The sequence below is a fragment of the Amycolatopsis sp. genome, assembly GCF_025464955.1.
GTDB lineage: Bacteria > Actinomycetota > Actinomycetes > Mycobacteriales > Pseudonocardiaceae > Amycolatopsis.
Map to the genome: position 1 here is coordinate 1 of NZ_JAODNM010000150.1, position 22726 is coordinate 22726.

Annotated in this window: 17 protein-coding genes and 2 riboswitches; of the genes, 10 read left to right on the forward strand and 7 right to left on the reverse strand. The window is 70.5% G+C overall.

Going from position 1 to position 22726, the window contains the following annotated elements:
* Positions 1–194: 194 nt before the first annotated feature.
* On the reverse strand, positions 195–3788 hold the full coding sequence (gene cobN, locus JWQ81_RS38310) for a cobaltochelatase subunit CobN (RefSeq protein ID WP_297549587.1): 3594 nt from the start codon (positions 3786–3788) through the stop codon (positions 195–197).
* A gap of 31 nt (positions 3789–3819) precedes the next feature.
* A riboswitch (cobalamin riboswitch) is annotated at positions 3820–3949 on the reverse strand.
* A gap of 74 nt (positions 3950–4023) precedes the next feature.
* Between cobN and JWQ81_RS38315 the strand changes: the two genes are divergently transcribed.
* The 5 genes from JWQ81_RS38315 to lepB are packed head-to-tail and all read left to right on the forward strand — an operon-like array spanning position 4024 to position 8870.
* Entirely contained in the window at positions 4024–4791 is a 768-nt protein-coding gene (locus tag JWQ81_RS38315; RefSeq protein ID WP_297549563.1) for a hypothetical protein, read from the forward strand.
* Between the two features lie 23 nt (positions 4792–4814).
* On the forward strand, positions 4815–5939 hold the full coding sequence (cobG, locus tag JWQ81_RS38320) for a precorrin-3B synthase (RefSeq protein ID WP_297549565.1): 1125 nt from the start codon (positions 4815–4817) through the stop codon (positions 5937–5939).
* Complete coding sequence (locus tag JWQ81_RS38325; protein WP_297549567.1) at positions 5936–6559, forward strand: precorrin-8X methylmutase; 624 nt, start codon at positions 5936–5938, stop codon at positions 6557–6559. The genes cobG and JWQ81_RS38325 overlap by 4 nt, the downstream gene beginning before the upstream one ends.
* On the forward strand, positions 6556–8073 hold the full coding sequence (locus JWQ81_RS38330; protein ID WP_297549569.1) for a precorrin-2 C(20)-methyltransferase: 1518 nt from the start codon (positions 6556–6558) through the stop codon (positions 8071–8073). The genes JWQ81_RS38325 and JWQ81_RS38330 overlap by 4 nt, the downstream gene beginning before the upstream one ends.
* Before the next feature lie 23 nt (positions 8074–8096).
* Entirely contained in the window at positions 8097–8870 is a 774-nt protein-coding gene (lepB, locus tag JWQ81_RS38335) for a signal peptidase I (protein ID WP_297549571.1), read from the forward strand.
* Positions 8871–8960: 90 nt separating this feature from the next.
* Here lepB and JWQ81_RS38340 read toward each other — a convergent pair whose 3' ends face one another.
* The 6 genes from JWQ81_RS38340 to cbiE all read right to left on the reverse strand — a co-directional run bounded on the left by JWQ81_RS38340 (position 8961) and on the right by cbiE (position 16670).
* Entirely contained in the window at positions 8961–12086 is a 3126-nt protein-coding gene (locus JWQ81_RS38340) for an arabinosyltransferase domain-containing protein (protein ID WP_297549572.1), read from the reverse strand.
* 298 nt (positions 12087–12384) lie between these two features.
* A complete protein-coding gene (gene bluB, locus JWQ81_RS38345) occupies positions 12385–13017 on the reverse strand; it encodes a 5,6-dimethylbenzimidazole synthase (protein WP_297549574.1) in 633 nt (210 codons plus the stop codon).
* Positions 13014–13742: a cobalt-precorrin-6A reductase gene (locus JWQ81_RS38350; protein WP_297549576.1), complete on the reverse strand. Its 729-nt coding sequence runs from the start codon at positions 13740–13742 to the stop codon at positions 13014–13016. The genes bluB and JWQ81_RS38350 overlap by 4 nt, the downstream gene beginning before the upstream one ends.
* Positions 13739–14737, reverse strand: coding sequence for a Gfo/Idh/MocA family oxidoreductase (locus JWQ81_RS38355; RefSeq protein ID WP_297549578.1), 999 nt, complete (start codon positions 14735–14737; stop codon positions 13739–13741). Before JWQ81_RS38355 ends, JWQ81_RS38350 begins: the two co-directional genes overlap by 4 nt.
* Positions 14734–15495 carry a precorrin-4 C(11)-methyltransferase gene (gene cobM, locus JWQ81_RS38360; protein ID WP_297549589.1) on the reverse strand — a complete coding sequence of 254 codons (762 nt, stop codon included), beginning with the start codon at positions 15493–15495 and terminating at the stop codon, positions 14734–14736. The genes JWQ81_RS38355 and cobM overlap by 4 nt, the downstream gene beginning before the upstream one ends.
* Positions 15492–16670 (reverse strand): precorrin-6y C5,15-methyltransferase (decarboxylating) subunit CbiE, encoded by a 1179-nt coding sequence (gene cbiE, locus JWQ81_RS38365; protein ID WP_297549580.1) that lies wholly within the window; start codon positions 16668–16670, stop codon positions 15492–15494. Before cbiE ends, cobM begins: the two co-directional genes overlap by 4 nt.
* A 25-nt stretch (positions 16671–16695) precedes the next feature.
* A riboswitch (cobalamin riboswitch) is annotated at positions 16696–16815 on the forward strand.
* Positions 16816–16885: 70 nt separating this feature from the next.
* On the opposite strand from cbiE, the gene JWQ81_RS38370 reads away from it, so the two are divergent.
* The 5 genes from JWQ81_RS38370 to JWQ81_RS38390 all read left to right on the forward strand — a co-directional run bounded on the left by JWQ81_RS38370 (position 16886) and on the right by JWQ81_RS38390 (position 22592).
* On the forward strand, positions 16886–18847 hold the full coding sequence (locus JWQ81_RS38370) for a putative cobaltochelatase (protein WP_297549582.1): 1962 nt from the start codon (positions 16886–16888) through the stop codon (positions 18845–18847).
* On the forward strand, positions 18847–19461 hold the full coding sequence (cobO, locus tag JWQ81_RS38375) for a cob(I)yrinic acid a,c-diamide adenosyltransferase (RefSeq protein WP_297549584.1): 615 nt from the start codon (positions 18847–18849) through the stop codon (positions 19459–19461). Before JWQ81_RS38370 ends, cobO begins: the two co-directional genes overlap by 1 nt.
* Positions 19462–19573: 112 nt before the next feature.
* Entirely contained in the window at positions 19574–20938 is a 1365-nt protein-coding gene (locus tag JWQ81_RS38380) for a cobyrinate a,c-diamide synthase (RefSeq protein WP_297549585.1), read from the forward strand.
* The gene (gene cobC / locus JWQ81_RS38385) at positions 20931–21956 is read left to right on the forward strand and encodes an Rv2231c family pyridoxal phosphate-dependent protein CobC (RefSeq protein WP_297549591.1); all 1026 of its coding nucleotides are present in this window, start codon (positions 20931–20933) and stop codon (positions 21954–21956) included. The genes JWQ81_RS38380 and cobC overlap by 8 nt, the downstream gene beginning before the upstream one ends.
* A gap of 48 nt (positions 21957–22004) precedes the next feature.
* Complete coding sequence (locus tag JWQ81_RS38390; RefSeq protein ID WP_297549586.1) at positions 22005–22592, forward strand: DUF4232 domain-containing protein; 588 nt, start codon at positions 22005–22007, stop codon at positions 22590–22592.
* Positions 22593–22726: the final 134 nt, after the last annotated feature.

Genomic DNA, 22726 nt, shown 5'->3' on the forward strand with positions numbered 1-22726 from the left:
CAGCCACCCCAACCGACCTTCAGAATCCCTTCCCCCACACCACCCGTCCCTGCCGCGGTAAAACGGAGCCAGTCCACATCACCCGGCACCCACTGAGGCGTCGCGGACCCACACATACGACACAAGAGCCACAAAGGTACAAAAGTGCCGTCCTTGCGCGGCCCAAAAGTGCGAACGTGAAGGAGCGGCAGGGGTTACTGGGCCTCGAGGTCGCCTTCGATGCGCAGGTAGACCTCGCGCATCTGGGCCAGGAGGTCCGGGTCGGGTTCGGCCCAGAGGCCGCGTTCGGTGGCCTCAGTGAGGCGTTCGATGATGCCGCGCAGCGCCCACGGGTTCGCCTTGGCGAGGAACTCCTGGTTTTCCTTGTCCAGCACGTAGGACTCGGTGAGCTTCTCGTACATCCAATCCTGCACGACCCCGGCTGTCGCGTCGAAGCCGAACAGGTAGTCGACGGTCGCCGCGAGCTCGAAAGCGCCCTTGTACCCATGTTTGCGCATCGCGGTGATCCAGCGCGGGTTCACCACTCGCGCGCGGAACACACGCGCGGTCTCCTCGCCCAACGTCCGCGTGCGGACGGCGTCCGGGGTGGTGCTGTCACCGATGTACGACGCTGGGGCCGCACCGGTCAGCGCGCGCACGGTGGCGATCATGCCGCCGTGGTACTGGAAGTAGTCGTCGGAGTCGGCGATGTCGTGCTCGCGGGTGTCGGTGTTCTTCGCCGCCACCACGATCCGCTTGTACGAGCTCTCCATGTCCTCACGCGCGGGCTTGCCGTCGAGGTCGCGGCCGTACGCGAACCCGCCCCACACGGCGTATACCTCGGCGAGGTCGGCGTCGTCGCGCCAGTTCCCGGACTCCATCAGCGGCAGCAGCCCGGCGCCGTACGCGCCCGGTTTGGACCCGAAGATGCGCGTGGTCGCACGCCGCTCGTCGCCGTGCTCGGCCAGGTCGGCGCGGGTGTGTGCGCGGACGAAGTTCTGCTCGTCGGGTTCGTCGAGGGCCGCGACCAGCCGTACGGCGTCGTCCATCAGGGCGATGACGTGCGGAAAGGCGTCGCGGAAGAACCCGCTGATCCGCACGGTGACGTCGATCCGCGGACGGCCGAGCTCGGCGAGCGGGATCGCCTCGATTCCGGTGACCCGCCGCGACGCCTCGTCCCAGACCGGTTGCACTCCGAGCAACGCGAGGACCTCGGCCGCGTCGTCGCCGGAGGTCCGCATCGCCGACGTGCCCCACACCGACAGCCCGACCGACCGCGGCCAGTCGCCGGTGTCCTCGCGGTAGCGGCGCAGCAGCGAGTCCGCGAGTGCCTGCCCTGTTTCCCAAGCCAAGCGGCTCGGGATGGCCTTCGGGTCGACGGTGTAGAAGTTGCGGCCGGTCGGCAGCACGTTGATCAGCCCGCGCAACGGCGACCCGCTCGGACCAGCGGCGATGTACCCGCCGTCGAGGGCGTGCAGCACGGCCTTGATCTCGCCGTCCGTCCCCGCCAGCCGCGGCACGACTTCCGTGGCCGCGAACGTCAGCACCCGCTCGACTTCGGGGCTCTGGACCTCCGCGCAGACACCCGCGACAGCGGCGGGATCCCAGTCGTGGGCTTCCATGGCGACGACCAGAGCCCGCGCGGTTGCCTCGACGGCGTCCACTTCGGACATCGGCGCGTCGCTGTTTTCCTTCAGCCCCAACGCCGAGCGCAGACCGGGCACGGCACCTTGCGCGCCACCCCACATCTGCTGCGCGCGCAGCATCGCCAGCACCAGGTTGATCCGCGCCTCGCCGACCGGGGCCTCGCCGAGGATGTGCAGCCCGTCGCGGATCTGCGCGTCCTTCACCTCGCACAGCCAGCCGTCGATGTGCAGCAGGAAGTCGTCGAACTCCGCGTCGTGTGGGCGGGCGTCGACGCCGAGGTCGTGGTCGAGCTTCGCGGCCTGGATCAGCGTCCAGATCTGCGCGCGGATGGCCGGGAGCTTCGCCGGGTCCATCGCGGCGATGTTCGCGTGCTCGTCCATCAACTGTTCGAGCCGGGCCATGTCGCCGTAGCTTTCGGCGCGGGCCATCGGCGGGATGAGGTGGTCGATGATCGTGGCGTGCGCCCGGCGTTTGGCCTGCGCGCCCTCACCGGGATCGTTGATGAGGAACGGATACACCAACGGCAGGTTGCCGAGCACTGCGTCCGGCGCGCAGGACGCCGAAAGCCCGGCGGTCTTGCCGGGCAGCCACTCCAGCGACCCGTGCTTGCCGAGATGAACCACGGCGTGCGCGCCGAATTCCTCCTCCAGCCAGCGATAAGCGGCCAGATAATGGTGACTCGGCGGGAGGTCCGGGTTGTGGTAGATCGCCACCGGGTTCTCGCCGAACCCGCGCGGCGGCTGGATCATGATGATCACGTTGCCCGACCGCAGGGACGCCAGCACGAGGTCACCGTCCGGATTGGACGACTTGTCGACATAGAGCTCGCCGGGCGCGGGGCCCCAGTGCTCTTCCATGCCCTCGCGAAGATCGGCGGGTAGCCGCGCGAACCACTCCTTGTACCGCGCGGCCGGCACTCGGATCGGGTTGCCGGACAGTTGTTCTTCGGTGAGCCACTCGGGATCCTGGCCGCCGGCCGCGATGAGCGCGTGGATCAGCGCGTCACCGTCGGGCTGCTCGGTGCCGGTCGGGATGACCCCGGGGAACGAGTCGCCGAGGTCGTAACCCAGCGACTCCATTTCGCGCAGGAGCTTCACCGCCGACGCCGGGGTGTCGAGCCCGACGGCGTTGCCGACTCGCGAGTGCTTGGTCGGATAGGCGGACAGCATCAGCGCGATCTTGCGCTCGGCCGTCGGCGTGTACCGCAGCCGTGCGTGGGCCAGCGCGATCCCCGCGACCCGCGACGCGCGCTCGGCGTCGGGCACGTACCGAGGCAGGCCGTCGATGTCGATCTCCTTGAAGGAGAACGGAACCGTGATCAGGCGGCCGTCGAACTCGGGCACCGCCATCTGGTTTCCGGCGTCGAGCGGGGACAGGCCCTCGTTGCTCGCTTCCCAGGTTTCGTGGTCGCTGGTCAGGCACAGGGCCTGCAGGATCGGGATGTCGAGCGCGGCCATCTCGGCGACGTCCCAGGCCTCGTCGTCGCCACCGGCGCCGGCTTCGGATGGCTTGGTGCCGCCGGCCGCGAGCACGGTGACCAGCAGCGCGTCGGCCTTGCCGAGCTCGGTCATCATGTCCGGCTCGCGCGAGCGCAGCGACGCGCAGTGGATGGGCAGAGCCTGCCCGCCCGCGTCCTCGATGGCGCACGAGAGCGCCTCGACGAATGCCGTGTTCCCCGAGAGGTGGTGCGCGCGGTAGTACAAGATCGCGACGACCGGGCCGTTCGTCCGGCGTCGCTCGCGGTCGAGGACGCCCCACAGCGGCTGCTCCGCGGGCGGTTCGAAACCGTCGCCGGTGAGCAGCAGGGTGTCCGACAGGAACAGGTGCAGCTGCGCGAGGTTGCCCGGGCCGCCCTGCGCGAGGTACGCGTGCGCCTCGGTCGCGATGCCGGACCGGACGCTGGACAGCTTCATCAGCTCGGCGTCCGGGGCCTGCTCACCGCCGAGGACGACGACGTGCGCACCGCTCGCACGGACGGTGTCGAGGCCGTCGGACCACATGCGCTCCGAGCCGAGGATGCGCACCACGACGATCGACGCGCCGTCCAGCAGGGCGGGCAGCTCGGCCAGATCGAGCCTGGACGGGTTCGCCAGCCGATAGGCGGCTTCGCTCGACCGGGCGCTGAGCAGGTCGGTGTCCGAAGTGGACAGCAGCAGGATCACGGTGCTCCTCACGGGGTGCCTCGCCCCGGATAGGTGGTCGACGTCGGCGGGAGTTCCTGGCTGCCGGGCTGGGGGCCCGGTCACAGTGGCGGGACCGCCCCGGACTCTCACCGGGTTCCTCCACCTGCCGACGCGTGGGTTCCCGCTCACTCTCCGGTGCCCGCGGCCCGTCGTCAAGGTGACGTCTCCGTGCGTATGGTGAAACCCGGACCAGGGAGTGAAACTGACCGCACGAGTGATCACTTTCGTCGCCGGACTGACCGCGCGGCAGCCGTACCGGTCGCCAACGCCCGAGGAGCGCCAAACGGCAGCGCGCGGGTTCGCGAAGTTGCTCGGCGGTGTCCCCGCAGAGCTTTCCGACCTGGGCTTTTCGGTCGAGGACGACGTCGACGACGAAACCGGCAGGTCGTACACGCTGGCCGTCAACGAGCCGGGCACCGATCGCGCCTGGGGGCTCTACGTCGTCGACAGGTCCGCGCCGCCGTCGCTCGCTGTCGAGGTCCCGCATTCCAACTCCGACCTGCGGACCGAGCTGGTGGGACTCGAGTACTTCCGCCAGGTCCGCGGGGCGGTTCTGCTGGTCGCCGGGGCACATCGCCGCGCGGGTGGACGCACCGCCGACGTCGCCCACCAGCCGCGCTCGGTGTTCCACGCAGTCGCCGCCGAGCTGGCCGAACGCGGCTTGCCGCAGGTCCAGCTGCACGGTTTCAACGACCTCCGCATGCCGGGCGTCGACGTCGTCCTGTCCACTGGCCGCGCCCCGGTCGGCGCACCCGCGAAACGGGCCGCCGAACGCCTGCTCGCGGCCGGGTTCGACGTCGCGTGTGCCTGGGAAGAGCCGTGCGCGGGGCTGGCTGGCATGACCAACTCGCAGGGCATCGTGGCGGCGGCCGTCGGCACGACGTTCCTCCACGTCGAGCTGAACCGCACGGTCCGCGAAGACGTCGTCCAGCGGGAGGCTGTTGTGGCCGCGCTCACCCACGCTCGGCTGGACCAGGCGTAGCGGCTGCCGCTTACAGTGTCGGCATGCCTGTTTCCCGTGCCCGAGCCGACTTGTGCCCGGGGGTGTTCGCCACGCACGACGCGGCGGATGGGGCGCTGGCGCGGGTCCGGCTGCCCGGCGGCGGCGTGTCCTCGGCGCGGCTGAAGGTCCTCGCGGACTGTGCGGACGATCTCGGCGACGGCGCGCTGCATCTGACGTCACGCGGAAACCTGCAGCTCCGCGGCTTGGAACGTGATTCCGCCGAGTTGGTCAAGCGGCTGTCCGACGCCGGGTTGCTCCCTTCTCCGGCTCACGAGCGTGTGCGAAACATCCTCGCTTCGCCGCTTAGCGGCCTGACCGGTGGCTTCACCGACGTCAGCGGTCTGGCGGCCGAGCTCGACGCCGCTATCTGCGCTCGCCCGGAGCTCGCGGAGCTGCCCGGCCGGTTCTTGTTCGCGCTGGACGACGGTCGCGGCGATGTCGCCGCCGAGGGCGCCGACGTGACCTGGTTCGACGGCGTCCTGCTGCTGGCCGGAGCCGACACCGGCGTCCGCATCACTGACGCTGTCGACGCCTTGGTGCGCGTGGCGTCGGCGTTCGTCGCCGTACGGGGAACCGCGTGGCGCGTACGCGAGCTGCCCGACCCCTCGGTGTTGCTGGACGGACCTCGCGAACCGGTGGCTTTGCCCCCGCCCCCGGCCGTCCCGATCGGCGTCTTCGACACCGACGGCGGCGGGACCACGATCGGCCTCGCACCGCCGTTCGGCCGCCTTTCCACTGCTCAGGCGCGGCTGTTGGCCGACGTCGGCCCGCGCGTGATCGTGACGCCGTGGCGGTCCATCGTCTTGCCCGACACCGCGAACCTCGACGCGCTTGTCGAGGCCGGTCTCGTGGTCGATCCTGGCTCGTCGTCGCTGCAGGTCAGCGCCTGTATCGGCCGTCCCGGCTGTGCCAAGTCGCGCGCCGACGTCCGCGCCGACGCACAGCGGACACTGCGCGGCCTCCCGTCGTCCCGGCGCGCGCACTTCTCCGGTTGTGAGCGGCGCTGCGGCAAGCCCGCGGGGGAGCACGTCGACGTCGTCGCCGAAAGCGGCGGATACCGCGTCGACGACGTCTGGGTTCCGCTCGAAAACGTCAGAGATTCGTTGATCCAGGGGAGCGGTTCGTGACCGACTACATCCGCGACGGCGCGGAGATCTACCGGCGCTCGTTCGCCACGATCCGTGCGGAGGCCGGGCTTTCGGGCCTGCCCGCCGACGTCGCCAGGGTGGCGGTGCGGATGATCCACGCCTGCGGGATGGTCGACCTCGTCGACGACTTGGTGTTCTCACCCGACGTCGTCGCGTCGGCGCGCACGGCGCTCGAAGACGGCGCGCCCGTGCTGTGCGACGCGAACATGATCGCCAGCGGCGTCACGCGCAAGAGGTTGCCCGCGGACAACGAGGTGCTCTGCACGCTGTCCGACCCGAGGGTGCCCGCGCTCGCCGAACGGATGGGCACCACGCGGTCGGCCGCGGCACTGGAGCTGTGGCGCGACAAGCTGCCCGGCTCGGTGGTGGCGATCGGCAACGCGCCGACGGCGTTGTTCCGGCTGCTGGAGATCCTCGATGAAGGGGTCGGCGCGCCGGCGGCGATCATCGGCGTCCCGGTCGGGTTCGTCGGGGCTGTCGAGTCCAAAGTGGACCTCGTCGAGCGGGCGAGCGGACCCTATCTGGTGGTGCGGGGCAGGCGGGGCGGTAGCGCGATGGCCGTGGCCGCGATCAACGCGATGGCGCAGGAGGAAGAATGAGCGGCACACTCTGGGGCGTCGGACTAGGTCCCGGCGACCCCGAGCTGATGACGGTCAGGGCCGCCCGGCTGATCGGCGAAGCCGAGGTCATCGCGTACCACAGCGCACGGCACGGCCGGAGCATCGCGCGGTCGGTCGCCGAGCCGTACCTGCGCGAAGGCCAGCTCGAAGAGGCGCTGGTGTACCCGGTCACCACCGAAACCACCGACCACCCCGGCGGGTACGAAGGCGCGATCACCGAGTTCTACGAGCGCAGCGCCGAGCGGCTGGCCGTGCATCTCGACGCCGGGCGCGACGTCGTCGTGTTGTGCGAGGGCGACCCGTTCTTCTACGGCTCCTACATGTACATGCACGAGCGGCTGGCAGACCGGTACGAAGCGCATGTGGTGCCCGGCGTGACGTCGGTCAGCGCGGCGGCGTCAGTGCTGGGACGGCCGCTGGTGCAGCGCGACGAGGTCCTCACCGTGCTGCCGGGCACGCTGCCGGCGCCGGAGCTCGCGCGGCGGCTCGCCGACTCCGGCCCGGCTGCGGTGCTCAAACTCGGCCGTACGTTCGGCGCGGTTCGCGAGGCGCTGGCCGAGTCCGGCAGGCTCGACGAGGCCTTCTACGTCGAGCGCGCGACGTGGGGACAGCAGCGCATCGAGCCGTTCGCCGACGTCGATCCCGCGTCGGTGCCGTACTTTTCGCTCGCGCTCTTGCCGAGTCCGGCCTACGCGGCGCGCGCTCGTGACGACGTCGAGACTGCTGCCGTGGTGTCTGTCGGCGAGGTGGTCGTCGTGGGCCTTGGGCCGGCTGGGCCGCAGTGGTTGACGCCGGAAGCGGCCGAGGAACTTGCGGGCGTTGAGCACCTGGTCGGTTACGGGCCGTACCTCGCGAAGGTGCCGCAACGCGCTGGGCAGTCGAGGCACGCTTCGGGCAACACCGTCGAGGCCGAACGGGCGGTGGAGGCGCTGGAGCTGGCGGCCGGTGGCGCTCGCGTCGCCGTGGTGTCGTCCGGTGACCCCGGCGTGTTCGCGATGGCGTCCGCGGTGCTGGAACAGGCGGATTCGGAAACTGACACCGCCGGGCGTTTTGCCGACGTGACTGTCCGTGTTGTCCCCGGTGTCACTGCGGCACAGGCGGCCGCCGCCCGCGTCGGTGCGCCGCTCGGCCACGACTACTGCGTGCTTTCGCTGTCCGACAGGCTCAAACCGTGGGACGTCATCGAGCGTCGGCTCGACGCGGCGGGTGCGGCGGACCTCGTCCTCGCGCTGTACAACCCGGCGTCGCGCACTCGCACGACCCAACTGGAGCTGGCGCGGAAAGTGTTGCTGCGACACCGTTCCCCGGAGACGCCCGTGGTGATCGCGCGCGATATCGGCGGCAATGAGGAATCCGTGCGGGTCGTCACGCTCGGCACGCTGGATCCCTCCACAGTGGACATGCGGTGCCTGTTGATTGTCGGTTCGTCACGCACCCGGGTGTCCGCGCGGCCGGGCGGCGCGCCGATCGTCTGGACCCCGCGTCACTACTGAGCGGGCGCATTTACACTGCGTGAGTGGACGAGACCGGTGACACACCCGACGACAGTGCTCCCGAAGGCGACAAGCCGGACAACGCACACGGTCGGCACAGGCCACCCAAAAAGGCCAAGAAGACGCGGTCGTTCTGGCGTGAGCTGCCGATCCTGGTCGCGGTCGCGGTGGTGCTCGCGATCGTGCTGCAACTGTTCGTCGGGCGGGTGTACGTCATCCCGTCGGCGTCGATGGAACACACGCTGCACGGCTGCACGGGCTGCAACGGCGACCGCATCCTGGTCGACGAGGTCACCTACGACTTCACCGATCCGTCGCCGGGTGACGTCATCGTGTTCCACCGGCCCGACCACTGGGAGAACTCCGAGTTCAAGCCCGCGGGGTCGAGCAACTTCTTCGTCTCGGGCCTGCGCGAGCTCGGTTCGCTGGTCGGCGTGGTCGCGCCGAGCGACGACGACTTCGTCAAACGCGTGATCGCGACCGGCGGTGAGACCGTCCAGTGCTGCGACGCGCAGAACCGGGTCCTGGTCAACGGCAAACCGCTCGACGAACCGTACATCTACTGGCGCGAGGACATGGCGCCGGTGCAGCAGCCGTTCGCGCCGATCAAGATCCCCGACGGCGCCCTGTGGGTGATGGGCGACAACCGCAACGACTCGTGCGACTCGCGCTGCCAGGGTGGCGGCGGGGCGAACGGGCTGGTGCCGGTGTCGAAGGTCGTCGGCAAGGCGCGGCTCATCGTGCTGCCGCCTGGCCGCTGGGGCGGCATCAGCGACCACGACCCGCAGACGCCCTGACTGTCCCAGCCGGACTTCCTGTCCCGCACCGGCGACAAGGACTCGTGAGTGTTCCGGCCGCTTCTAGCGGACACTCGCGAGTCAGTGTCCTCAGCGGGTCGGGTCGACGCCGTTGGGCTGGCGGGGGCCGGGGCCGGGAGACCACCAGCCGGACACGGTCTTCTTCCCGTGCCGCACGGTCGGCGGGACGCCTTCGACGTACGGCGTGATCTGCAGGAGCCGGCCCCAGGACTGTCCGGGTTGCCCCAGCAGGTAACTCGGCACCTCCGGCTCGGCGGACAGCTCCTCGAGCCAGCCGAGCGGACCGCCGTTGGTGCTGGTGGCCCACTTGGCCTCGTCGGCGAGGCTGCCCGCGGTGATCCGGTACGCCGGCACGTCGGCGATGCCGTCGTGCGAGGTCACCGGGTTCGAACACGGGTAGACGAACGACGCCGGCCAGTCGATGTAGACCGGCTTCCCGTCGAGTTTCTCGGTCAGCGTGGTGAACGTCGGCACGCGAGGCGCGGTAACGGCGACCCACCCTTCCTCGGTGAGGTCGTCGTCGGTGGCGACCACGCGCACGGCCGTGGCGTCGGCCGGGAAGTCACGGAGGTTGAGCCGCACGTCGATCCACTGCCCGGCGCCCCCGCCCTGCGGCTGGATCACCTGTGAGCGGGCGACTTTCATCCCCTTCGACGTCGGGATGCCGAACTCGACGCTGACCGACGTCGCCTTGGCGGGCGCGGTGTCGACCGCGATGACCACTTGTCCGCCTTTCGGCCCGGCGGGCAGGCCGAACCACGGCGTCCGCAGTCGCCCGGCGGGGGCCGTCCGCTCGTAGTAGCTGCTCCACATCGGCACCGCGGCGGGCATGAACCCGTGTGGTGGCTCGGAAAGCGGGTCGTTGTCCTCGGTCGCGACGGTATGGAACCCGGTCTGGACCGGCCCGTATCCGATGTCCTGCGGGGGAAGTGTGGTCTTCGGCCGGTCGTCGATGGTGCTCTGGGCGTCGGCGGGGAGCGGCTTCAGCATGCTCGTGATGGCGTCGCGCTCGACCATGACGTGATCGGAGAGGTTGCAGCTTTTGCCGGTCAGCTCACCGAAGTTCGCCGCGCCGAGGCTGTAGCTGCCGGACTGCCCGTGCATCGCGACGAGCATGCTGACGAACTCGGCGGCCGCGACCAGCCCGCACACCGCGACCAGCGACAGCGACCCCAGTTTCAGCGACCGGCCGCGTCTTTCCTGCGGCGCCGGTTCCTGCCCGGGTCGATGGGCGCGGACGTTCTCGACGAACGCCACGACGGCCGAGACCGCGGCGGCCGCGAGCAGGATCGTCGACAGCGAAACCGGACCGAACTTGGGCGCCGAATCCGACCAGGGGACGCCGAGTTTCGACACGAAGAAGTACGCGTTCGGCCCGGTCGCGGCCAGTGCGGCGACCACCAGCAGCCCGGCGAGGAACCCGGCCCGGTTCCGCCGCGACCGCAGCACGGTGGAACTCGTGGCCAACGACGTCAACGCCGCCATGGACGCCCCGACGGCGGCGAACGCGCCGAAGTGGTGGGTCCACTTCGTCGGCGTCAACGCCAGGAGCAGGAAGAACAACGCCGTCGTGCCGATCAGGCGTCGGCTGGGGCCGAGCGCGGCACCCGGAATCCGGCCGCGGCGCAGCAGGACGACCAGGCAGGCGCCGGTGCACAGCAGGATCAGCAGCACCGGGAACCGGCGCGTCGCCGAACCGTTCGCCGAGTCCTCGAAAAGTGCTTGGTAGCGCACGAATTCCTGGAACCACGACAGGCTGGGCCCGACCACCGTCCGGATCCTCGTCGCTTCCAGGACCGTGGCGTAGGTCTGGTCGGCGAACACCACGACCAGCACGAGCAGCCCGGAACCGAGGATCGGGGCGAGCACCGGCAGCCAGCCGCCGCGGCGCGCGCGGTCGCGCAGCAGCTTGAACAGGGGGCGCGCGGCGACCAGGAACGGCGCGACCGCGATCAACCCGGTCGGCGTCGCGGCCAGCGTCAACGCGGCGGCGAGCAAGCCGAGGCACAGCGGGAGCAGGCGCCGGGTGACCAGCGTCCGCTCGACCGCGCAGATGGCGAGCAGCGAGCCGAGTGCGGCCACGGGTTCGGGCCGGACGCCGTTGTTGAACGGCATCCACCAGACCAGGAACACCGCGGCCGCCGCCCACCCCGCCGCGGGACTCCGGCGGACCTGCGTGCCGAGCCGCGGCATCACCTCGCGGCTGATCAGCAGCCAGCTGAACACTCCGAGCAGGAACGACGGCAGCCGGATCCACGGCGGCGCCGTGCTGACCTCGGCCATCACCCCGTAGACGTGGTAAACCCACCCGAACGGCGCCTCCGCGACGCCGAACCAGCGGTGGTAATTGGCCAGGAAACCGGTCGGTCCGGCCACTCTCGCCATCGTCAGGATGTAGCCGTCGTCGGAGGTCAGCGGGCCGATGAACACCCACGCGCCGAGCGCGGTGAACACCGTGATGTCGCGGCCGGTCGGGCGCCACCAGCCGATCGGTGCCCAGCGTGGTGCGCGCCGCGCGCCCCGGCTGTCCAGCCTGCTCACCGCGAGGAGACAACCGAGCAACGCGAACGCCGCGACCAAGCCGTCGGCGGTCTTCCACCCGGTCAGTGCGGACTGGTAGCGCGTGTCGGGGGTGATCGACACCGACAGTGCGGCCGTCGGATCCTTGGCGCCGCTGATGGCCGAGTAGATCCCGATCACGCGCGGGCGGACGTCGCCGCTCTCGTCGTAGATCGCCGTCGAGCCGACGCTCAGCATGGTGCGGTTCGCGTCCGAGTCCAAGTGGACGTCGCAGCCGGACGCCGGCAGCGGCTGCCGCGCGACCTGCTTGCCGCGCATCGACGCCGTCAGCAGTCCGTTGTCGATCCACAGCTGCCCGCCGGTGCCGTCCTGCGGGTTGGCCGTCGCCGGGCGGGGTTCGGGGACCGTCGAATACAGCAGCGCGGGCGCGGCAGTGCGGGCGTCGAGCGCGCGGATCGTGGCGCAGGGCAAGTCGACCCGCAGGTCCTGGGCCCAGTACCCGGTCAGCGGCGCGTTCACCGGCCGCGTGTCGCCCGCGTTCGGCCAGACGATCTCAGCGGTGTCTTGCACGACGGGCAGGAACGGGAACGCCAGCGCGCACCCAGCGGACACCAGCCCGAGCACGATCGCGAGCACCCGGGTCTTCCCCGGCTTTCCCCCAGAACTGCTGGTCATGCGCACCGGCGCAACGCTAACGGGCCGTGACGCCGCCGTGCCGAGGACCCCTCAGGGCCATTCTGACGTCGACCCTCGCAGTGCGTTCAACGCCACTAAGGTGGCCCTGAGGGCGCGCAGCGACGTCACACCAGCCCCAGGAACAACACTGGGACTCCTGGGGTGAATGGGACACGAATGGGGACCAGCCGTCCCAGGAGACCAACAGCCCGGCTCCACGCCTAAATTCCAGGCAATGTCGTTCAACGCCAATGCGGCGGACGCGACAAGGGTGGCCCCGAGGGGACCGTGACCCGCCTCAGGCGTGAGGGGTGAAGCGTTCGTGGTGGACAGCGGCGGCGAGGGGGCGGCGGTCGCGCCAGCCGTGGCGTTCCAGGTCGGGCACCGTCGCGAGTTCACTCACCGGGCCGAGACACAGCCACGCCACCGGCCGGATGCCCTCGGGGATCCCGACGAGGTCGGCGAGGAACGCTTCGCGGTAGAAGCTCACCCAGCCGACGCCGAGGTCTTCCGCTGTTGCTGCGAGCCACAGGTTCTGGATCGCCAGGCACACCGAGTACAGCCCCGCGTCGGCGATGGCGTGCCGCCCGAGCACCGCTGGGGAGCCGCGTGCCGGGTCGTACGTGACGACGATGCCCAGACTGGACTCCATGACGCCCTCGATCTTGATCCGCGAGAACGTCCCGGCTCGCGACTCGTCCAGCGAGCCGGCGAACACCGCGCGCTCGGACTGGACGTGGTCGGCGAACGCCTGCCGCGTGACCGGGTCGGCGACCAGCACGAAGTCCCACGGCTGGGTCAGGCCGACGCTCGGCGCGGCGTGCGCGGCAGCGAGGATGCGGTCCAGCGCGGCCGGGTCGAGCGGCTCGCCGGTGAACTCGGCCCGGACGTCCCGGCGGCGGTTGAGGACCTCGTAAAACGCGTCGATCATCGCGCCAGCACCCATTCCACAGCGGCTTCCACAGTGTCTACAGTGTCCGCGGCCGGCCGCCGCGGCCGGCGGACCACCACGACCGGCAGCCCGAGCCCGCGCGCGGCGGCGAGCTTCGCCGACGTCATCGCGCCGCCACTGTCCTTGGTCACGAGCACGTCGACGTCGTGCGCCCGCATCAGCTCGGCCTCCGAGTCGACGTCATACGGCCCACGCGCGAGCAGTACCTCGAAGTTCGGCGGCAGCGGTTCCTCCGGCGCGTCGACGAACCGCGCGAGGAACCACAGCTGCGACAGCTCGCGGAACGCCGCCACGCCTTGCCGGCCGCTGGTCAGGAACACCCGGCGCCCCAACGCGGGCAACGCCGCAGCAGCGTCGGCGAGCGAGTCCACCCAGTGCCAGCGGTCGCCCGGCCCGGCTTGCCAACCCGGTCGTTGCACCCGCAACAACGGCACCCCGGCCGAGCGCGCGCCCTCCACCGCCGACGCGCCGATGCGCTCCGCGAACGGATGTGTAGCGTCCACAATGGACTTCGCACCGTGCTCGGTCAGCCACGCGGCGAGACCCGTCGGCCCGCCGAAACCACCGACGCGGACGTCGCCCTCGGGCAGTTTTGGCTCTGCAACACGGCCGGCGAGCGACGACACCACGGGCACGCCCTTGGCGACCAGTGCCGACGCGAGCGCACGCGCTTCGGCCGTGCCGCCCAGAACCAGAACGGTCATCCGCCCACCGCGGCCAGCCACCGGTCCAGCGTCCGGGCGTTCGCCAGCGACTCCTGCCAGCTGACTTCCGGCCCCTGCCGGTCGGCGATGTGCGCTGCGACGTAGTCGGCTTCGGCGGCGTAGAGGCCCTTCTCGGTCTGGGCCTTGATGTGCTCTGTCTGCCCGTTCGACCTGGTCAGGACCATCTTCGAGACCCCGGCCGGCCGCATCCCGTGTATCCACGGCGGCCGCGCGATGTAGAGCTGTGCTTCGTCGCCGTAGACCCGGATGTGGTCGTCCTGCGCCAACCGGAAACCGCACGAGAGCTGCGCGAGGATGTCCCCAGGCAGCCGCAGCAGGCCCATCGCGACCTCGTCGACGCCGTTGGGCGCGAGCCTCGCCATGCCGCTGACCTCGATCGGCTCCACCGCTTCGAGGCCCGTCGCAGCCTCGGACACCAGCCGCGCGAGCGATGTGCAGTAGCAGCCGACATCGAGGATGCCGCCGCCGCCGAGCGCTCGGTCGGTCAGCCGCTCAGGCGCTTCCGTGGACGCGTAGCTGAACGTGACGTCGACAGCCCGGACTTCCCCGAGCGCGCCGGATTCGATCAGTTCCCGCAGCTGCCGCATCTGAGGATGGATGCGGTACATGAACGCCTCCATCAGGAAGACGTCGTTGCGTTGCGCCGCTTCGATCACGCGCTCGGTGTCGGCATAGGTCAGGGTCAGCGGCTTTTCGCACAGCACGTGCTTCCCCGCGTCGGCGGCCTTGATCGCCCACTCCGCGTGCATCGGATGCGGGGTCGAGATGTACACGGCGTCGACCTCGTCGTCCGCGAGCAGTTCTTCATACGTGCCATAGCTTTTGCCGATGTCGAACCGCTCGGCGAACGCCGACGCCCGTTCCGCCGACCGGGCGGCTACGGCGGTGAGTTCGCAGAGATCGCTTTCGAGGACCCCTTTGGCGAACTCGGCGGCGATCGTACCGGCGGCCAGCAGGCCCCAGCGCAGTTTCACAGTGACTCCGGTTGGCTAGCGCGATCACGGGTTCTCGAATACAGGAAGCTGTCCGGGAAGCCCTCTGCCGCAAGCACTTTCCCGACGAAGATCATCGCCGCCCGGCTGATGCCCGCCGCCCGCGACAACGCCGCGATCTCCGACAGCGTGCCGCGCAGGACCTGTTCGCCGGGCTGGCTCGCGAGCGCGACGACGGCGGCCGGGCAGTCGGCGCCGTAGTGCGGCAGCAACTCGGCGACGACTTGCTCGATCCGGTTGATCGCCAGGTGCAGCGCCAGCGTTGTGCCTGTCCGTGCGAAAGCCGCCAGGTCTTCGCCCTCAGGCATCGCAGTGGACCTCGCCTGCGCACGCGTGATGACCAGGCTCTGCCCGACCGTCGGCACGGTCAGCTCGCGACCCAGTACGGCTGCCGCCGCGGCGAACGCCGGCACGCCCGGGACAACCTCGTACGGCACGCTTTCGGCGTCCAGCCTGCGCATCTGTTCGGCGACAGCGCTGTAGAGCGAAGGATCGCCGGAACACAGCCGGGCGACGTCGTGTCCGTCGGTGTGCGCCGCGACCAGCCCGGTGATGATCTCGTCGAGGCTCAGGTTCGCCGTGTCGACGAGCTTCGCCTGGGGTGAGCAGTACGCGAGCAGGTCGGTCGGGGTCATGCTGCCGGGGTAGAGGCACACCTCGCAGCGCTCGAGGAGGCCCCGTCCGCGCACGGTGATCAGGTCGGCGGCACCGGGTCCGGCGCCGATGAAATAGACGGTCATCGGGTGCGGCTCCCCGGTGTTCTGCTCCATTGTGTGACTGTGCGGGCCGGAGTCCAGCCGGTGAAGCCGCCCAGCGGCGCCGCGTGTTCGACGGACAACCGCGTCAGCTCGCCGCCATGCTCGGCGTACGCCGTGGCCAGGATCTGCTCGGATTCGAGCGTGACGCCGTGGGCGACGAGCCGCGCGCCGATGGCGAGGCACGCCTGGAGCACCCCGGGCGCGGTGAGGCCGCCACCGAGGAAGATCGCGTCCGGCTCGGGCAACCCGGACAGCGCGTCGGGTGCCGAGCCGGTCACCACGCGCAGCTCGGGCACGCCGAGGGTGTCGGCGTTGCGGCCGATGCGGGCGACGCGCTCGGGGTCCCGCTCGACGGCGATCGCGCGGTTGAGCGGATGCGCGCGCGACCACTCGATCCCGACGCTGCCCGCGCCCGCCCCGACGTCCCAGAGCAGTTCACCGGGCACGGGCGCCAGCCGGGAGAGCGCGCTGGCCCGCAGGTCGCGTTTGGTGAGCTGCCCGTCGTGCTCGAACGCGTCGTCCGGCAACCCGCTGACCAGCGACAACGGCGGTCCGACACAGTCGATCGCGATAACGCTCAGCTCGGCGTCCGGGTACGTCCAGCCGTCGAGGACGCGTTCCTGCGAGCCGCCGAGCTCGGCCAACACGGTCAGCAGGCTTTCGCCGTAGCCGCGGGCTTTCAGCAGGTCGCCGAGGGTGCCGGCAGTCGAACCGAGCACGAGCACCCGGCGACCGGGTGCGAGCACGCGGTTCACCCGGTGGACGTCGCGTCCGACCACGGTGACGACCTCGGTTTCCTCGGCTGCCCAGCCGAGCCGCGCCCGCGCCAGCGTCACCGAGGACAGTGCGGGCACGATATGGACGTGCTCGGCGCCGAGCCGCCGGATCAGCGTCGTGCCGATGCCGGAAAGCAGCGGATCGCCGCTGGCCAGGACGCAGATCCGCTGGTCGGCGTGCTCGGCCAGCAGGCCGTCGAGCGAGGGCAGCAGCGGGCTCGGCCATGGCGTCACCGCGACGTCGTCCGGCAGGTACGCCAACTGACGCGGGCCGCCGAACACCACGTCGGCGCCGGTGATGGCGTCGCGGGCGGGCCCGGTGAGCCCGGCCCAGCCGTCGGCGCCGATACCGACGACGGTGACGGGTGATTTTTCGCGCACGTTCGCGACGCTATCCCACCGGTACGACTATGCGATGATCGCGAGCGACGGCCGTCGAGGAACCCGGTGCGAGTCCGGGGCGGTCCCGCCACTGTGAGCAGCCTGCCAAGGGCTGCGAGTCAGAGCTTGGACGTCCGTCGCGTGACCGGGTTCACCCCGGCGCGGGACCTGACCGGTGGGCGCGGACACCCACCTCGCCCGTAGAGGAGACAGGCTTGAAGCCGTATCCGTTCACCGCCGTCGTCGGGATGGCCGACCTCCGGCTGGCGCTGGTGCTTTCCTCGATCTCGCCCGCGATCGGCGGGGTGCTGGTGCGGGGTGAGAAGGGCACCGCGAAGTCGACGATGGTCCGGGCGCTCGCCGGCCTGCTGCCCAGCGTCGACGTCGTCGGGGGCTGCCGGTTCTCGTGTGATCCCGCGAGCCCGGACCCGGCCTGCCCGGACGGCCCGCACGCCGCGGGCGCGCCGACGTCGACAAGGCCCGCTCGCTTGGTCGAGCTGCCGGTCGGTGCTGCCGAGGACAGGGTGATCGGCTCGCTCAACCTCGAGCGCGCGCTCAGCGAAGGCGTCACGGACTACCAGCCTGGGCTGCTCGCCGCGGCACATCGTGGGCTGCTCTACGTCGACGAGGTCAACCTCCTGCACGACCACCTGGTCGACACGCTGCTCGACGCCGCCGCGATGGGGCGCGCGACGGTCGAACGCGAGGGTGTGTCGGTGTCGCACGCGGCGCGGTTCGTGCTGATCGGCACGATGAACCCGGAAGAGGGCGAGCTCCGGCCGCAGCTGCTCGACCGGTTCGGGCTGACGGTCGAGGTCGCGTCCAGCCGCGATCCCGAGCTGCGCGTGCAGGTCGTCCGCCGCAGGCTCGCCTACGAAGCCGATTCGGACGCCTTTGCCGCCGAATACGCCGAGGCCGATGGCGCGCTCGCGTCGGATATCCAAGCCGCACAAGGACTTCTGCCGGGCGTCAAGCTGCCGGACGACGCGTTGCGCCAGATCGCCGAGATCTGCGCGTCCTTCGAGGTCGACGGGATGCGCGCGGACATCGTCACCGCGCGGACGGCCGTCGCGCACGCGGCCTGGTCCGGGCGCGACGAGGTGACCACCGACGACATCCGCGTCGCTGCCCGGCTCGCGCTGCCGCATCGTCGTCGCCGCAACCCGTTCGACGCGCCCGGAATCCCCGAGGAGCAGCTCGAACAGGCGTTGCAGGACGCGCAGGCGCCCGAGGATCCAGGGCCTGAAGACGATGGTCCGGGATCAGGATCCGAGGCGCCTTCTTCCGGTTCCGGCGAGAGCGGGCCGCGGGAATCCGAGTCGCGGGAGGGTCCGGGCTCCGGGAACCAGCAGACCGTCGGCGCGGGATCCCCTTACCGCGCAAAGCTTTTCACTGTCGACGGGACTGGCGAGGGCGCACACGGACGACGTTCGCGAGCGATCACCGACTCCGGCCGCACCATCGGCGTCAAGCCGCCGGGTGTCCGCGAAGGGCATCCGCATCTGGTCGCGACCGTGCGTGCGGCGGCCGCGCATCAGATCGCGCGCGGCCGGTCCGGTACCGGGCTGAAACTTCAGCCGCAGGACCTCCGGTTCGCGCTGCGGGAGGGACGAGAGGGCAATCTCGTACTGTTCTGCGTCGACGCTTCCGGCTCGATGGGGGCGCGTGCACGCATGCGCGAGGTCAAATCCGCGGTGCTGTCTTTGCTGGTAGATGCCTATCAGCGGCGGGACAAGGTGGGTCTGGTGACGTTCCGGGCCGACACCGCCGAGCTTGCTTTGCCGCCGACGATCAGCGTTGACACCGCCGCGACCCGGCTGGACGCTTTACCTACCGGCGGACGCACCCCGCTGGCGGAAGGTCTCCTACGAGCCGCGGAGGTATTGCGTATTGAGAAGATTCGGGACCCAAGAAGGCGTCCGCTGCTGGTAGTCGTCACCGATGGCCGCGCCACCAGCGGGGCTGACGCTGTCGCCCGTTCGCAACTCGCCGCCGACTTGCTGGCCGCGTCCGGTGTCGCCGCGGTCGTGATGGACTGCGAGACCGGCAAGATGCGGCTCGGACTCGCCGGCGAGCTCGCCGCGAGGCTGAGGGCGGACCACGTCCCGCTCGCCGACGTCGCTGCCGAGTCCCTGGCGGGTGCGGTGCGTTCGCGGACTTCGGGGCGGGCTGCCTGATGCCGCAGGGGAAACCGGACGTCGTCCCGCAGGACGGGCTGACCACGCGCCAGCGCCGCAACCGGCCGCTTCTCGTCGTCCACACCGGCGACATGAAGGGCAAGTCCACGGCCGCGTTCGGGATGGCTTTGCGTGCCTGGAACCAGGGCTGGTCGATCGGCGTGTTCCAGTTCGTGAAGTCGGCGAAGTGGAAGGTCGGTGAGGAGGCGGTGTTCCGCACCCTGGGCGAGCTGCACGAGCAGACCGGCCAGGGCGGGCCGGTGGTGTGGAACAAGATGGGCGAGGGCTGGAGTTGGGCGCGCAAGGCAGGCACGGAGGAGGACCACGCCGCGAACGCGCGTGAGGGCTGGGCCGAGATCAAGCGGCAGCTGCTCGATGAGCAGCATGATTTCTACGTGCTCGACGAGTTCAGCTACCTGCTGAAATGGGGCTGGCTCGACGTCGACGACGTGGTCGAGGCACTGACGAACCGGCCTGGGCACCAGCACGTCGTCATCACGGGCCGCGCCGCGCCGCCGAAGCTGATCGAGGCCGCGGATCTCGTCGTCGAGATGACGAAGGTGAAGCACCCGATGGACGCCGGGCAAAAGGGGCAGCGAGGCATCGAGTGGTGACCACGAACCCCCAGCGCGGTGAGGGCCACCGTGGTGAGTGCGATGGTGACTCGATGGTGACTACGACGGTGAGCGCGGTGGCGGCCGCCGTGGTGCGTGCGGTGGTGGTCCGGTGGTAGCGCGGGTGGTGATCGCCGCCCCCGGGTCCGGGCACGGCAAGACCACCATCGCAGCCGGAGTGATGGCGGCGCTGCGGGCGCGCGGGCTGGCGGTGTCCGGGCACAAGGTCGGCCCGGACTTCATCGACCCGAGCTACCACGCGCTCGCCACCGGGCGGCCCGCGCGCAACCTCGACCCGTTCCTGCAGGGTGAGGATCGGCTGGTTCCGTTGCTGCTGCACGGTTCCGCCGGGGCGGACATCGCCGTCATCGAGGGCGTGATGGGCCTGTTCGACGGCGCGCTCGGCACCGAGGGCTACGCCTCGACAGCGCATGTCGCGCGGTTGCTCGACGCGCCTGTGGTGCTCGTGGTGGACGCCAGCGCGGCGAGTCGGAGTGTCGCGGCCGTGGTGCTCGGCTTCGCGAACTACGACACCCGCGTCCGGCTCGCCGGCGTCATCCTGAACAAGCTGGGGTCGCAGCGGCACGAGGACGAGATCGTCACGGCGTTGGAAGCCACGGGTGTCCCGCTGCTGGGTGCGCTTCGGCGCAGCGACGAAATCCACGCGCCGAGCCGGCACCTGGGACTCGTTCCCGCTGGTGAGCGGGTTGCGGAGTCGCAGCGGATGTTGCCGAAGCTGGCGGAGTGGATCGCCGCGGGTGTCAACCTCGATGCCGTCGTCAGCATCGCGCGGAACGCTTCGCCGTTGTCGGGGACGCCTTGGGATCCTGCCTCGGAGGTGACGCACGAGGGCCCGCGTTCGGTGATCGCGGCGGCCGCCGGGCAGGCGTTCACGTTCCGCTACACCGAAACCGTCGAGCTGCTTGCCGCTGCCGGCGTCGACGTCGTGGACGTCGATCCGTTGTGGGCGGCCGAACTGCCCGAGGACTGCGCCGGGTTGTACTTCGGCGGCGGGTTCCCCGAGGTCCACGCCGAGGAGCTGTCCGGCAACGCCGCTTTGCGGGGAGCGGTGGCCGCCGCGATCGCGCGCGGGATGCCGGTGTCGGCGGAGTGCGCCGGGCTGCTCTACCTGTGCCGCGAACTCGACGGCCTGCCGATGGTCGGTGCGGTGAACGCCTCGGCGGTGATGACGAAACGCGGCAAGCTCGGGTACCGCAGAGCCGTCGCGCTCTCGGACAACTTGCTGGCCGTCACTGGTCAGCGGGTCACCGGGCATGAGTTCCACCGCACGGAAGTTGTTCCCGCGCAAGGGGAACCCCCGGCCTGGGGCTGGGACAGGCAGCCGGAAGGGTTCGCGTCGGCGTCGCTGCACGCGTCGTATCTGCACGTCCACTGGGCGGGCTATCCCGAGCTGGCGCAACGCTTCGCCGCCGCTGTCCACGCCCACTCAGCGAGCTTGATCCGTGAACGTGCCTGAGTTCGACCTGCACCATCACGGGGACTCCGAGGTCGGCGGGGGACTGGTGGACCTCGCTGTCAACGTCCGCCTGCCGACGCCGCCGGAGTGGCTTCGCCGCGAGCTCGCCGCCGCGCTCGACGATCTGGCGGCCTACCCCGACCCGACAGCGGCGACCGCGGCCGTCGCCGCGCGGCACGAGCGCGACCTCGAAGAAGTGCTGGTCACGGCGGGTGCGGCCGAGGCGTTCACCCTGTTGGCAACGGCCTTGCGGCCGCGGCACGCCGTTGTCGTGCACCCGCAGTTCACCGAGCCGGAAGCCGCTTTGCGCGCGGCCGGGCACGACGTCGAGCGCGTGGTGCTGACCGGGCCCGACTTCGTCCTGCGTCCCGAGCTCGTGCCGGAGGAGGCGGACCTCGTCTTTGTCGGCAACCCGACCAATCCGACGTCGGTCCTGCATTCCGCCGCAGCCCTGCGTGCACTGGCGCGGCCCGGGCGGCTGGTCGTCGTCGACGAGGCGTTCCTCGACGCCGTCCCCGGTGAGCCGGAAAGCCTTGCCGCGCAGGCGCTTCCCGGTGTCGTCGTGATCCGAAGCCTGACGAAGACCTGGGGCATCGCGGGACTGCGCGCGGGCTACCTGCTCGGCGAGTCCACGATCGTGTCGCGATTGCGGGCCGTGCAACCGCCCTGGTCGGTATCGACACTGGCAGCCGTCGCCGTCGTCGCCTGCAGTCGTCCCACGGCCGTCGCCGAGGCCGAAGCTCTGGCCGTCGCCGCCTGCCACGACCGAGACCACCTGGTCGCTGGCCTCCGCGCGTTGAACATCGACGTCATCGGCGACCCGCAGGCCCCGTTCGTCCTCATCCACCTACCAGGCGCGGACAAGCTGCGCTTGCGCCTGCGCGACGCCGGTTACGCCGTCCGCCGCGGCGACACCTTCCCCGGTCTGAGCCCCGAATACCTCCGCATCGCCGTCCGCGACCCCGCCACCATCGACCCCTTCCTCACCACCCTCGCCCACCACCTCCAGGCACGCTAAGCATCGCAACTCGACGGCGAGTTGCGGTGGCATGGCAGAGTCGGTGAAGTGAAACTTCGTCACCTTTGTCCGCTCGGCGCGGGCGCTCTGCTGGTGGGTTGCTCGGCACCCGCGCCGGCACCCCTGCCTCCGCCGACGACCACCGCGACCACCGCGACGAAGGCGGAGGTGCCGCATGGGCCGTATATCTCCCTGCGCGAGACCGACGCGGCCATGGGGCTGCGGGCGACCCCGATCCTGCTCGCCAACTGCGGCAGCGACCCGGTGACGCTGAACGGCTATCCGGCACTGCGGGTGCTCGACCAGGACCACAAACCCCTGGACGTCACCGTGATCAACGGTTCCGACTCGGTGGCCTCCGTGCCGAACCTGGGCAATCCGCCGACCGCGGTCACCCTGGCGCCGGGCGATGAGGCCATCGCCACCGTGCTGTGGAAGAACACCGTGACCGACGCGAATGTCGTCGCCACCAGCGGCACGTACTTCGACATCGCGCCGGCCACCGGCCAGCCCTGGCAGACCCGCGAGCCCCATGGACCGATCGACGTTGGCAACACCGGGAAAGTGGGGGTCAGTCCGTGGGCGCCCAGCAAGGACAAGGGGGACTGTCATGGGGCCGACGCCGAGTACTCGTGAGTGGCTTGGCCGGTTCTAACCGGCTGTGCTGTCTCAGGACTTCGTGAACACATGTGTCCCACGACATCGTGAACAGTTTCTCATACCGGTGTGTCCTGGGTCGGCCCTTGGGCCGGCCCAGGACGTCTCGGGGT

Excerpts from the sequence above, each read along its gene's own strand:
- JWQ81_RS38350 (WP_297549576.1), bottom strand. The coding sequence starts at position 13,742 with ATGACCGTTCTGGTTCTGGGCGGCACGGCCGAAGCGCGTGCGCTCGCG.
- JWQ81_RS38330 (WP_297549569.1), top strand. The coding sequence starts at position 6,556 with ATGAGCGGCACACTCTGGGGCGTCGGACTAGGTCCCGGCGACCCCGAG.
- cobO (WP_297549584.1), top strand. The coding sequence starts at position 18,847 with ATGCCGCAGGGGAAACCGGACGTCGTCCCGCAGGACGGGCTGACCACG.
- JWQ81_RS38340 (WP_297549572.1), bottom strand. The coding sequence starts at position 12,086 with ATGACCAGCAGTTCTGGGGGAAAGCCGGGGAAGACCCGGGTGCTCGCG.
- cobM (WP_297549589.1), bottom strand. The coding sequence starts at position 15,495 with ATGACCGTCTATTTCATCGGCGCCGGACCCGGTGCCGCCGACCTGATC.
- bluB (WP_297549574.1), bottom strand. The coding sequence starts at position 13,017 with ATGATCGACGCGTTTTACGAGGTCCTCAACCGCCGCCGGGACGTCCGG.
- cobG (WP_297549565.1), top strand. The coding sequence starts at position 4,815 with ATGCCTGTTTCCCGTGCCCGAGCCGACTTGTGCCCGGGGGTGTTCGCC.